Here is a 12,818-nt window from a genome sequence, read left to right as displayed (position 1 = left end):
ATGATTACCCGTTACTCTCCCGTGAAAACCGGCGGTCGTCCGGCCGCCAGGGCCGCCAGACCTTCGGCGAAATCCTTCGACCGCATGCTGTCGAGACACTGCTCTCGTGCGGCTCGCTCGTCATACTCGGCATTTGCCGTCTCGTTGATGATTCGCTTCATGCCTTGCACCGCCAGCGGTGCAAGCGCGCACAGCTGGTCGATGAGCGCGGTGCATTCGGCATCCAGTTCCGTTGCTTCGACGGCCTGCGTGAGGAAGCCGCAGGCGACGAGTTCTTGCGCCGAAAACGTCTGCGCGGCGAGGAATGCGCGCTTCGTTGCGTTCACGCCGACGCGGGACACCCAGCGCCGGATACCGCTTCCATAGAAATGGAGGCCCAGCCGCGCGGCCGGCACCGACATCCTGGTGTCGTGTGTGCCGACACGAAAATCGCATGCCAGCGCGAGATCGCTCGCCCCGCCGTACACTGCGCCGTTCACGCGCGCGATCGTCACCGCGCGCATGCCTTCGATCGCATTCGCGACTTGCTCGAACGCGGTGTCGTCATCTGTACGCGCAGCGTCGAACGCGCCAAGGTGGTAACCGGACGAAAACGTGCGGGTTCCGGCGCCGGTCAACATGACAACGCGCACTGCGTGATCGTCGTTCAGCATTGCGATGTGTTCGCGCAGCATCGCGAGATCGCCGGGCTCCAGGCGGTTGTGAAAAGCGGGACGATTGAGCGTCAGCTCGGCCCGATCCGTGCCGTGATAGCTCAGGATCGGCGTCGTTCCGGCGTGATGGATGCGTTCCGGGTCGTGTGTGTCGGTCATGATTCAGGTCCGGTCGATGGATGAAACGAAGCAGGCGTCATACGACGCAAGCTAGGCCAAGGTCTTCTTCACGCCGGCGAGCATCGCGCTGCCCGCGGCGCATGCGCATGCGGCCAGCACCAGCAGTCCGCCCGCCAGGCTGCCGGTCGCTTCGCGCATGAATCCAAACATGACCGGCGCGACGAATCCGGAGCACACGCCGAGCGTGTTGATGAACGCGACGCCGCTGGCGGCAGCACCCGCTCCCAGATACGACGTGGGAACCGGCCAGAACACCGGCACGATGCTCAACAGGCCGGCATACGCGACGGACAGCGCGCCCAGCGCGACGGGAATGGGCAGGCCGCGCGACGCCGCGACGACCAGCGCGGCTGCGCCGACGAACGCGGGGAGCGCGTAGTGCCAGCGTCGCTCCAGCTTCCGGTCGGAATGCCGCGACAGCAGGATCATGCTCACGAACGCCGCCGCAGATGGAAGCGCCGCATACAGTCCAACGTGTAGCGCACTCGTCACGCCGAAGGACTGAATGATCTGCGGCGTCCAGAAGCCCAGTCCATACGCCGGCATCGTCGTCAGGAAATAGATGCCGGCCAGCCGGTACACGTAAGGATCACGCACTATCTCGCCGATGCCCCGGTGATGCCGTGCACCTTCGCTGCGATGCGCTGCAATCGCTTCTTCGAGTGTGGCGAGCTCGGCCCTGCTCAGCCATCCGGCGTCAGCCGGCTTGTCATCGATGCGCAGGAGTACGACGATGCCGAGCGCGATGCTCGGCACCCCCTCGACGATGAGCAGCCACTGCCAGCCTGCCAACCCGTGGGCGCCGTGCATGCCGTCCATCAGGAAACCCGCCAATGGCCCGCCGAACACGCCCGCGAGCACGGCCGCCGACATGAAGATGCCGATCACGCGCCCGCGATATGCGACCGGCAGCCACGTGCTGAAGTAGTACACGACGCCGGGGAAGAAACCGGCCTCGCATGCGCCCAGCAGCAACCGCGCCAGGTAGAACTGGGCCGGCGTACGGACCAGCGCCGTGAGGGCGGATACGAGCCCCCAGCCGACCATGATCCGGCACAGCGTTTTCCGTATGCCGATGCGCTGCAGGAGCAGCCCACTGGGGACTTCGAAAATCATGTACGCAATGAAGAACAGCCCTGCACCCAGCCCATAGACGGCATCGCCAAATCCAGGCATCGTCTTCATCTGAATCTGAGCGAAGCTTATGTTCAGCCGGTCGAGCTGGCAAAAGAGATACGCGACGAACAGCAGCGGGACGAGCCGGATCATCACCTTCCGGCACACGCGGGCCTCTTCGGCGCCACCGCCGTGAGCCGATTGCTTGACGGCGGGCGATGCGTCCACCAGCGAACTATCCATCGATGTCTCCTTGTCTTGTGTTCTGCATCCTCAGGTCCGCCCGCAATGCACGGGCATCCATCCGGAGTTCGAAGCTTCATGTCGAAGCTGACAGGAGCGTAGTCGCGCTATACTCGGAGCGACGAGAAATATCACATATGTGATTAGAAATCACACTTATGGAAAAACAGGCATCGGTCAAATCCGCGCAGCGCGTGCTCGAATTGCTCGAGTACTTCGCCGATGTCCGGCGGCCGGCGAGCATCAAGGAAATCTGCCAGTCGCTCGGTTATCCTCAGTCAAGCACGTCGGTGCTGATGAAATCGCTCGTCGATCTGGGCTACTTCGACTACGAGCAGCGAACGCGCATGTACGTCCCGAACCTGAGGCTCGCCCTGTCGACGAGCTGGATCCAGGAGGAGATGTACAGCACGCAGAGTCTGTTGCGCCTGATGGGGGACGTGCAGCAGCGCACCGGACACGCGGTGATGATCGGCGCGCAAGATGGCGTGTTCGTGCGCTACCTGCACGTGCTGCAGGCCCATGACAGAAGCCGGTTCGCGCTCAAGTCCGGTGCATTGCGTCCGTTGTTCCGCAGCGCCGCTGGCAAGATGCTCCTGACGACGAAAACCGACCGCGAAATCGAGTTGCTGCTGCATCGGGCCAACGTCGTGGAGCAGGATGTGTCGCTACGGCTGGACCTCGCGACCGCACGCGAGGAAATTGCGCGAGTCCGTCTGGATGGTTACTCGATGTCGCGAGGGACCGCCACGCCCGGTGGCGCTGCGCTGGCGGTGCTCCTGCCGGTGAGACGCGGCGCCCCGCAGATGACGCTGAGCATCGGCGGGCCCATTGCGGAGATTCGGCGCGACAAGGCCTTCCTCCTGCGTACGCTCACCGAGCTGGTTTCCCCATTCCGGCAGGCGGTTGTTGCATAGTGCGCATACACGATTTTCAGTCCGACGCGGACGCCCATCGAATGCCACCGAAAAGCGACTTCAATGCACGCCGGCCGCTGCGAGACGACGAGGATCCGAACCAGATTGATGACCCGGCGTTAGCCGGACGCTGCCATACCGGGTGAAAACCCGCCACTCAACTCGCCCCGTAGATACTCCACCAACACACGCACCGCACTGGGCACGACCGGGCTGTAAGGCCGAATCGCGAAGATGGAGTCGCCGAATGCACCCGACGGACGCCACGCGCCGAGCAGCGGCACGAGATGGCCCGCGTCAATGTCGCGCTGCGCGCTGAAATCCGGCAGCAGCGCGATGCCGAGGCCGCCGAGCGCCGCCTCCCGCATCGCTTCACTATTGTTCGCCGCGAAACAGCCGCGCACGGGCACGCTCACGCGCGCGCGCCGCCGGTCGCGCGGCTCGAAGCTCCATGCGGTCGGTTCGTTGCCGCGCAAATAGCACAGGCAGTCGTGTTCGACGAGCGCATTCGGATGCTCGGGCGTGCCGCGTCGCGCCAGATACGCGTGGCTCGCGACGAGCAGCGAGCGCGTCTCGCAAAGCTTCCACGCGACGTGCGTCTGCGGCGCGGTGGTCGTATGACGAATCGCGAGATCGAAGCCTTCCTGCGACAGCGAAAACAGCCGGTCCGACAGCTCCAGCTCGATGCGCACCCCCGGATACTGCGCGATGAAGGCCGGAAACAGCGGCACGATCTGCTGCCGGCCGAGCGCGACCGGCATCGTCACGCGCACGAGGCCGCGCGGCTCGCCGGCCAGATCCTTCACGCGCGCGAAGTTCATCTCGATCGTCTCGTAGGCCTCGCGCGTGCTGTCGACGAGCGTCTGCCCTGCTTCCGTGAGCCGCACGCTGCGCGTCGTCCGCCGCACGAGCGGCACGCCGGCGGCTGCCTCGAGATCGGCGATGCGCTGGCTCATGGCCGCCTTGCTGATACCGAGCCGCTGCGCCGCCGCCGTGAAGCTCCCGGTCACGGCGAGCACCGTCAGGGAATGGATGTGCGGCCAAAGGGTTTGGGTGTTTTGAGAATTCATCGTTTGATTATTCAGAATTCTGAACAGTGAATCAATTGTAGCGGTCTTCTCCCGCCGCCGTCATTTGCCTAGACTGAGGCCTTCTCAATCAGGACCACGCTTCAGGAGACGATTTGATGACCACCGTTCCCGCCTTCACCTCGTCCGACGACGTCGGCCACTACATCAACGGCGCCCGGGTGTCGGGCGCAAGCGGCCGCTTCCAGGACGTATTCAATCCGGCAGCCGGCAAGCCCGCCCGTCGCGTCGCGCTCGCCGACGACAACGAGGTCGCCCAGGCCGTCGCCGCCGCACAAGCCGCCTTCCCTGCCTGGTCCGAGACGCCGCCGATCCGCCGCGCACGCGTGATGCACCGCTTCCTGCAACTGATGAACGAGCATCGCGACACGCTCGCCGCGATCATCACCGCCGAACACGGCAAGGTGTTCTCCGACGCGCAGGGCGAAGTCGCGCGCGGCATCGACATCATCGAATTCGCCGCCGGCGTGCCGCAACTGCTCAAGGGCGACTTCACCGATCAGGTCAGCACCGGCATCGACAACTGGACGATGCGCCAGCCGCTGGGCGTCGTCGCGGGCATCACGCCGTTCAACTTCCCGTGCATGGTGCCGTGCTGGATGTTCCCGGTCGCACTCGCGACGGGCAACACGTTCGTGCTGAAGCCGAGCGAGCGCGATCCGTCGGCGGCACTGTTCATCGCCGATTTGCTGACCGAGGCAGGCCTGCCCAAGGGCGTCTTCAACGTCGTGCAAGGCGGCAAGAACGCGGTCGACGCGCTCATCGACCATCCGGACGTGCAAGCGGTCAGCTTCGTCGGCTCGACGCCGATCGCGCACTACGTCCACCAGCGCGCATCGCAAAACGGCAAGCGCGCACAGGCGCTCGGCGGTGCGAAGAACCATATGGTCGTGATGCCCGACGCGAACCTCGATCAAGCGGTCGACGGGCTGATCGGCGCCGCCTATGGCTCGGCCGGCGAGCGCTGCATGGCGATCAGCGTCGCAGTGCTGGTCGGCGACATCGGCGATCGCGTCGTCGCGAAGCTCGCCGAGCGCGCGCAAACCCTCGTCATCGGTGACGGCATGTCGCCGGAAGTCGAAATGGGCCCGATCGTCACGGGTGAGGCGCTGAAGCGGATCGAAGGCTACATCGACATCGGGGTGCAGGAAGGCGCGAAGCTCGTCGTCGACGGCCGCGGCCTGAAGGTGCCGGGCCACGAGCAAGGCTTCTTCACCGGCGGCACGCTGTTCGACAACGTGACGACCGATATGCGCATCTACAAGGAAGAAATCTTCGGGCCGGTGCTCGCATGCGTGCGCGTGAAGGATTTTGCCGAAGCCGTGAACCTGATCAACGCACATGAGTTTGGCAACGGCGTCGCGTGCTACACGAGCGATGGCGGCATCGCGCGCGAATTCGCGCGCCGCATTCAGGTCGGCATGGTCGGCATCAACGTGCCGATCCCCGTGCCGATGGCGTGGCACGGGTTCGGCGGCTGGAAGAAGAGCCTGTTCGGCGACATGCACGCATACGGCGAAGAAGGCGTGCGCTTCTATACGAAGCAAAAGTCGATCATGCAGCGCTGGTCGTCGAGCATCGGCAAGGGCGCGGAATTCGCCATGCCGACCGCGAAATAAGCGCCGTGGGTTGGCCGGTTCCTCGAGCCGGCAATGTCGGAACCCATGAGAGCGGGCCCTGCTCGTCGTCCTGAGTGGGTCCTGTCGCGACAGTTTGGGTTGGGTGCGGCATCCGGATGGATGCCGCACTTTTTTGTGTTGCCCGTCGCCGTTCGCGCTCCGGAGTCGCCCGAGCCAGGCCCGAACTCGACCCCGTCGAAACAACTCTCCCCGCCCGGCGCGTAACCGGTCGCGCAAAGCTACAGCGAAAGACCTGAATCGCTGGAGGCCGGCTCCCGCCAGAACAGTCCGATGACGATTCCGAGCACGCAAAGCGCCGCCGCGTAGTAACCCGGTGCCGCAACCATGCCCAGCTTGCCGACGAAATACGACACGACCGCGGGCGCCGTGCCGCCGAAGATCGCGTAAGCCGTGTTATAGGCCAGCGCAAATCCGGTGAACCGCACTTCCGGCGGGAAACTGCGAACGATGATGTACGGTCCGAGCGTGATGGTCCCGATCAGGAATCCCCCCGTCACATAAAGCGGCCACGACACGCCGCCGCCCGTTGTCAGCGTCCAGTAGAACGCCCCGCAAACCGCGAGCATGCCGGCACATCCGATCGCATAGGCACGCCCGCCGCCGATCGTGTCGGCTGCCCATCCGGCAACGATGCTCCCGACGATCAGCATCAGGATCGACCAGGAATTCATCGTGAACACTGTCTTCGCGTCGAGATGGAACTGTGACTGCAGATACGTCGGCGTGAACAGGAAGAAAATCACGAACACACCGGAGAAAACCCAGGTGGCCAGCATCGAGACGGTGATCGCGCCACGATGATTCCTGAGCACGATCGACAACGGCAGCCTGGCGTCCGCCTCGCGCTTCGCGCGCAGTGCCTCGAACACCGGCGTCTCGTGCAGATAACGGCGCAGGTAGACGGACACCAGTCCGAATGCGCCGCCGGCGATGAACGGCACGCGCCAGCCCCATGCAACGAGGCTGTCGTGATCGAGATTCGCGGAAAGGTACTTGGCACTCAGTGCCCCGAGCAAAATCCCCGTGCACAGCCCCGCCATCAGCAATCCGCACGCAAGGCCGACGCGATCGCGTCGCACATGCTCGGAACAGAAGATCCACGCGCCTGGCACCTCGCCGCCCACCGACAAACCCTGCAATACGCGACACAGCAGAAACAGCAGCGGCGCTACGATGCCGAGCGTCGCATAGCCCGGCAGCAAGCCGATCAACAGCGTCGGAAATGCCATCAGGAACAAGCTCAGCGCAAACATCTTCTTGCGTCCGATCCGGTCGCCGAAGTGTGCAAAGAAAATGCCCCCGATGGGCCGGACGAGATACCCTGCCGCGAACACGCAAAACACCTCGAGCTGCGCAAGCCATTCAGGCGTATGCGGCGGAAAAAACACGGTCGCGAGCAGCTTCGTGAAAAACACGGCGACGATGAAGTCGTAGTACTCGAGTGCGCCGCCCAGCGAAGCAAGAAAAAGCGTCTTGATGTCGTTGCGCGACAGCGAACGAGCCGGTATCGACAGCTCGCCCGGTTGCACGGGGGTTGAATTCATTGCAATCTCCAAACACTTGAAAGGTTTTCTACCATTCGGGTATCGTTATCGTCAGCCCACTGACAAAATGGATGCATGTCAACAAACCGGGTGTTTTTCTCCCGCACCACCGGGCCACGCCTGACTATCGAGACTTGCCGCTGCAGCCCTCTCCGCCGCACCTCCATCGCACGGAAAGCGTTATCGCGATTTGATCAGTACACTGACATATAGGGTTGTATATCGAGAATTTTCCTCCTGCAAACCATGGTTTCCCCGACATGGGAACCATCGCGAACATCGGGCGCGCGGTCCCCGATGTTCGCCGGGCTACAATGGCTCACTGTATGACCGCTCTGGATGCTTCCGTCATGACTTCCGCTACGAACAAGAAGACCGCCAAACCGGCTGCCGACCTTGAAACCGGCCATCTGTGGCAACGCCCCGGCTTCCTGATCCGCCGGTTGAACCAGATTCACATCGCGCTGTTCTTCGAATGCTGCAAGGGGTTCGACATCACGCCCGTCCAGTACGGGCTGCTGACCACGCTGCACGAGCGCCCCGGGCTCGACCAGACGTCGTTGTGTGCCGAAGTGGGCGTCGATCGCACCACGATGGCGGACGTGCTGCGGCGGCTGGAGGAACGCGGGCTCGTGAAACGTGAACCGAGCCCGGTGGACGGCCGGCAGAAGCTTGCCTACATCGCGCCGAAAGGCACGCGCATCATGAACGACATGTACGACAGCATGCGTGAGGCACAGGTGAAGTTCATGGAGCCGCTGTCGCCGACGGAGCGCACCGAGTTCGTTCGGATGATGATGGCCCTCGTCGAAGGCAACAACCAGTACGGACGCACCTCGCTCAAGCATTTCGACTGATCCGCGCCGTTTCGGCTGCCGTTCAGAACCGATGCAGCATCCCCACCCGCGCGAGCATTTGCCGGTTGTTGCCCGACGGGCTCGACACCGCCATGATCCATGCGTCCGGCTGGTCGCCTCCTGAAACCTGCTGATACACGGTTTCCACATACGCCACCGTGCGCTTCGACAGCGCATAGCGAGCCCCGAGCGAGAACTGGTTCGCGCGATCGTCGTGAAGCACGCTGTTGCCGCGCATCAGCTCGTAATCGCCGCCGACCGATAACGCGGCATCGACCTGATAGCGCACACCGGCCTGATAGACGTCGATTCGCGCATCGTTCGCGGTGTTCATCGTGTTCGTGTACAGGACGTTGAACGTCAGTGCGCCCAGCGCATAGGTCGCGCCCGCACCGAAATTCCGGATGCCGCGCATGCCGTTGCCGAGTTGCGGATATCGCTGGTACGTATACGCCGCGCCGAGCGACAGCGCACCGATCGCATAGTTGATGCCCGCGCTCTGCCCGCTTTGCTGCGCGATCGCGCCCGGCACACCGCCGAAGCCGGCCATCACGCCCGCCGACAGGCCGTTCCAGGTCGGCGTCACGTACTTCGCCGCGTTGGGCATCGCCGTTCCCGACATGCGGTCGAAGTTCGAACTGCCCGTCGCGTTGTTCGGAATGCCGAGCCCCGCGAACGGCCCCTGCCGAAAGCCGTACAGACCGGCAATCGCCACCGAGTTGTCGTACCGGAGCAGGCTGTCGATCATGAAATCGTACTGCTGGCCGAACGTCAGCTTGCCGAGACGATCGCTCGCGAGCCCGACATAGGCGGTGCGGCCGAACAGCCCGCCACCGTTGGTCGGAAAGACCGCTCCGGTGCCGAGATTGAACTGGTCGGTCAGTTCGAAGACCGCGCGATAACCGCCGCCCAGATCCTCCTGGCCGCGCAATCCCCACAGGTTGGGCGATGCGATGCCGGTATCCATCAGGATGTTGCGATGCCCCTTCTGATTGCTGACGACCGTCAGGCCAGCGTCGAGGACGCCCCAAAGCTGCACGCTCGACGCATCCGCCCACGCCGACGCGCAACAGCACGCCGCGCCCATTCCGAACGCCGCCACTTGCCACGCACGCATTGTCGTTTTCCTTGAAAAGATCTCAACCGTGACGGTCCGTCTTCGCGCGGACCGCGTATGTTTCATCGAACCATCGGATCACTGCGACACGTCGCGCCGGAATGTCTCCGGAATGAACAGCGCACCCACCACGACCGATACGATCGCAACCGACACCGGATACCAGAGGCCGTAATAGACGTTGCCGTGCGCGACCGCCATCGCCGACACGACGAATGGCAGCATGCCGCCGAACCAGCCGGAACCGAGATGGAACGGCAGCGACAGCGACGTGTAACGAATGCGTGCGGGGAACAGCTCGACCATGAAGGCGGCCATCGGGCCGTAGACCATCGTCAGGTAGAAGATCAGCAGCCACATGAGGCACACGACCGCGACACCGTTGATCCGTGCCGGATCCGCGTGATCGGTCCAGCCAGCCGCGAGCAGCGTGCGTCGCAGCGCGGCCGGATCGGCGCCGTCGACCCGAACGTCGCCGATCGTGGTGTACGACGATCCCGATCCGGTCGCGTGCTCGTACGACACGCCGGATGCGCTCAGAAAGGCGCGAATGCGGTCGCATTCGCTGCGCGGCGCACCGAACAGCGAGAAATGGCAATCGTCCGCATGCACGACGACGTCGGTATGCGCCTGAAACGCCTCCAGCTGCGGGTTCGCGTAATGCGTCAGCCCGTGGAAAATCGGTACGGTCGTCGTGGCCAGCAGCGCGCACGCGGCGATCATGATCCACTTGCGGCCGATGCGATCGGACAGCCAGCCGAAGAACAGGTAGAACGGAAATGCACCGACGAGCGCCATCGCGAGATACAGGTTGACGGTCTCCGGCGCGACCCGGAGCGTGTTCTGCAGGAAGTACATCGAATAGAAGTGCCCGGTGCCGAACACCACGCCGACGCCCGATGCCGTGCTGAACAACATCACCAGCACGTACTTCAGGTTCGCCCACGTGCCGAAGCTTTCGCCGATCGGCGACTTCGACAGCTTCCCGGTTTCCTTCATCCGCTGGAACGTCGGCGATTCGGCGAGACGCGTGCGCAGGTAGACCGAAATCGCGAGCAGGACCAGCGAGACCAGGAACGGCACGCGCCATCCCCAGTCCTGGAACGCGTCGTGTCCGACGAACGTCCGCGTCGCGCCGACAACGGCAATCGACGACAGCAGGCCGAGCGTCGCGGTGGTCTGCAACGCGCTCGTATAGAACCCGCGGCGACCGTCGGGCGCATGCTCGGCGAGATAGGTCGCGGCGCCGCCGGTCTCCCCGCCCAGCGCGAATCCCTGCAGCAACCGCAGCACCACCAGCAACACCGGCGCTGCGACGCCGATGTGCGCATAGGGCGGCAGCAGCCCGACGCCGATCGTCGCGACGCCCATCAACACGATGGTGGCCATGAACGTGTATTTCCGGCCGATGCGATCGCCGAGGCGCCCGAAGAACAGCGCGCCGAGCGGACGTACCAGAAAGCCGGCACCGAAGGTCGCGAGGCTGGCCAGGAACGCGGCCGTGGCATTGCCGCTCGGAAAGAAGAGCGTACTGAAGGTTGCGGCGAGCGCCGCGTAGATGTAGAAGTCGTACCACTCGAGCAATGCGCCGAACGACGACGCCACGATCAGCGTGAATTCGCTGCGCGTGACGATGCGCGTCGCCCGTGCAGGCGTCGCTGTCAACATAGTGTCTCCTTTGCCCGGATCGCTCCGGACGGGTCTTTTATCTGGCCGGGCGTTGACGCGACGGCCTGAACGTCAGGCGTTCCGCGGCCGCGCATCCGTCGCGTGCGGACGGATGCGCGGCACGGTCACTTCGCCCGATCCAGGAGGTCGAGTGCTTCGTCTCGCCCGAGCACCGCTGCGTATTTCTGCGCCATGTCGAAGAGGTTCGCATCGTGCGGTGCAATGGCCCGATCGCCGACGCAATCGGACAACACGAACGGACGAAAGCCGTACTGCATCGCATCCACCACGCTGGCCCGCACGCAGCCGCTCGTGACGGCGCCGGCAATGGCCAGCGTGCGCACGCCGCGCTGGGCAAGCCATGCGGCGAGCGGCGTGCCGAAGAACGCCGACGGGCCGGTCTTGCGCACGACCAGCTCGCCCGCCCACGGCGTCAGTTCCGGCACGATCGCGCTGTTGTGCGCATGCTCCTTCAGTGCGAGCAGGCCGGGCACCTTCGTCGTGAAGATGTTGTCGTCGGCGTCGTCGTCCGCGAACACGATGCGCGTATGGGCGACCGGCCAACCGCGCGTGCGCGCGGCGGCAAGCAGCGGCACGGTGCGTTCGATTGCCGGCGCGATGTTGCCGCCGCCGAACACGTCCGGGTCGGCAAAGCCGTTCACGAAGTCGACGATCAGCAGGCCGACGGGTGCGACGGGTTCGAGCGCCGTACCGAAACTCTGGCGGCGATAGGTATCGAGATCATGTGACATCGTGTTTTCCTCAGAGGACCTTGCCGTTGCGCACGACCGCTTCTCCGTCGAGAAACACGTCGCAGTGCCGCAATGGAATGTCGATATGGCAGGTCGTGGTGCGCTGGCCGCCGCCTTCGTTGTTCGGCCCGAGCGAGAACAGGAAATTGCCTTCGAACGCGCGGGCGTCCATGCCGATCGTGGCTTCGCGGTCATACAGGCCGAGCGTCGACCAGTGCGCACGCGGTTGAAGCCCCCAGCCGATATGCGATATCGCATATGCCTCGGGGTCGTCGAATGTCGCCATGTATTCCGACAACAGCTGCGCGTCGATGCCGCCGTCGATGCGCGTCGCGAAGCCGTTCTCGACGGTCAGCACGATCGGCTCCTGTACGTAGCGCTTTTGCGGGAGCAGGATGTCGCCGCGGTCGATCACGATGCGGCCGGACGCGCGTCCTTCATCGGGGAACGTCAGCGCGAATCCGCTCGGCCAATGATCCCAGCGCCCCGGCTCGTCGACGAAGCCGTATTCGGCGATCGCATCGAACTCGCCGATCGGGCAGCGCAGATCCGTACCGGCCGCCGACACCACGCGCATCTCCTTCGCGCGGGCGATGTGCGCGCGTGCTGCCAGTACGCGCTCGCGGTCTTCCAGCGTGGGGACGAGGCGTGTCAGCACCTCGGGCGGCTCAACCGCGAGCAGGATCTTCGTGCCGCCTTTCAGGATGTCGAGCTGTTCGGGCGAAAACAGCAGCGTCATCAGGTCGAGCACGAGATCGCTCGCCTTCAGCGCGGCGATGGCCGCGCGATTGCCGGTCAGCGGCGTCGTGCCGAGATAGGCGAGCGAATCGCGGCTCAGCGACTTCTCGCCGTTGACGGGCGGCAGATCCAGCCGGTTCACCACCGCGCCCATCGATTGGGTCGCGATCAACGCGGTGTTCAGGGTTTGCGGATGCGTGGCCGAGCTGGTCAGGATCGTGACGGTCTGGCCGGGTTCGAGGCGCGACAGCGTGAGGACCTGCTTCCACGCGTCGACCATCTGGAAATCGCTTACGGGCATGATG

Annotated in this window: 11 protein-coding genes; 3 read left to right on the top strand and 8 right to left on the bottom strand. The window is 64.3% G+C overall.

Going from position 1 to position 12,818, the window contains the following annotated elements:
- Nucleotides 1-11: 11 nt before the first annotated feature.
- Nucleotides 12-812: an enoyl-CoA hydratase/isomerase family protein gene (locus tag BX604_RS18585; RefSeq protein ID WP_098552077.1), complete on the bottom strand. Its 801-nt coding sequence runs from the start codon at nt 810-812 to the stop codon at nt 12-14.
- 51 nt (nt 813-863) lie between these two features.
- Nucleotides 864-2,192, bottom strand: coding sequence for an MFS transporter (locus tag BX604_RS18580; RefSeq protein WP_098552076.1), 1,329 nt, complete (start codon nt 2,190-2,192; stop codon nt 864-866).
- A gap of 158 nt (nt 2,193-2,350) precedes the next feature.
- On the opposite strand from BX604_RS18580, the gene BX604_RS18575 reads away from it, so the two are divergent.
- On the top strand, nt 2,351-3,109 hold the full coding sequence (locus BX604_RS18575) for an IclR family transcriptional regulator (protein ID WP_096499390.1): 759 nt from the start codon (nt 2,351-2,353) through the stop codon (nt 3,107-3,109).
- A 119-nt stretch (nt 3,110-3,228) separates the two neighbouring features.
- Here BX604_RS18575 and BX604_RS18570 read toward each other — a convergent pair whose 3' ends face one another.
- A complete protein-coding gene (locus BX604_RS18570; RefSeq protein ID WP_098552075.1) occupies nt 3,229-4,179 on the bottom strand; it encodes a LysR family transcriptional regulator in 951 nt (316 codons plus the stop codon).
- A 116-nt stretch (nt 4,180-4,295) separates the two neighbouring features.
- On the opposite strand from BX604_RS18570, the gene BX604_RS18565 reads away from it, so the two are divergent.
- Nucleotides 4,296-5,816, top strand: a complete 1,521-nt coding sequence (locus BX604_RS18565) for a CoA-acylating methylmalonate-semialdehyde dehydrogenase (RefSeq protein ID WP_098552074.1) — start codon at nt 4,296-4,298, stop codon at nt 5,814-5,816.
- Nucleotides 5,817-6,055: 239 nt separating this feature from the next.
- On the opposite strand, the gene BX604_RS18560 is transcribed toward BX604_RS18565, so the two are convergent.
- Nucleotides 6,056-7,381: an MFS transporter gene (locus tag BX604_RS18560; protein WP_098552073.1), complete on the bottom strand. Its 1,326-nt coding sequence runs from the start codon at nt 7,379-7,381 to the stop codon at nt 6,056-6,058.
- A 350-nt stretch (nt 7,382-7,731) separates the two neighbouring features.
- Between BX604_RS18560 and BX604_RS18555 the strand changes: the two genes are divergently transcribed.
- Nucleotides 7,732-8,238: a MarR family winged helix-turn-helix transcriptional regulator gene (locus BX604_RS18555; RefSeq protein ID WP_244108933.1), complete on the top strand. Its 507-nt coding sequence runs from the start codon at nt 7,732-7,734 to the stop codon at nt 8,236-8,238.
- A gap of 22 nt (nt 8,239-8,260) precedes the next feature.
- Here BX604_RS18555 and BX604_RS18550 read toward each other — a convergent pair whose 3' ends face one another.
- The 4 genes from BX604_RS18550 to BX604_RS18535 form a co-directional block, all read right to left on the bottom strand.
- Entirely contained in the window at nt 8,261-9,355 is a 1,095-nt protein-coding gene (locus BX604_RS18550) for a porin (protein WP_098552072.1), read from the bottom strand.
- Nucleotides 9,356-9,433: 78 nt separating this feature from the next.
- Nucleotides 9,434-11,023: an MFS transporter gene (locus tag BX604_RS18545; RefSeq protein WP_098552071.1), complete on the bottom strand. Its 1,590-nt coding sequence runs from the start codon at nt 11,021-11,023 to the stop codon at nt 9,434-9,436.
- Between the two features lie 125 nt (nt 11,024-11,148).
- Entirely contained in the window at nt 11,149-11,775 is a 627-nt protein-coding gene (locus tag BX604_RS18540; RefSeq protein ID WP_098552070.1) for an isochorismatase family protein, read from the bottom strand.
- 10 nt (nt 11,776-11,785) lie between these two features.
- Entirely contained in the window at nt 11,786-12,814 is a 1,029-nt protein-coding gene (locus BX604_RS18535) for a 2,5-dihydroxypyridine 5,6-dioxygenase (protein WP_098552069.1), read from the bottom strand.
- Between the last annotated feature and the right edge of the window lie 4 nt (nt 12,815-12,818).

Source organism: Burkholderia sp. JKS000303 (assembly GCF_002563755.1).
In the GTDB taxonomy this organism is placed as follows: Bacteria; Pseudomonadota; Gammaproteobacteria; order Burkholderiales; family Burkholderiaceae; genus Burkholderia; species Burkholderia anthina_B.
Note: the sequence above shows the minus strand (reverse complement) of the source record. Positions and strands in the feature narration are given on the sequence as shown.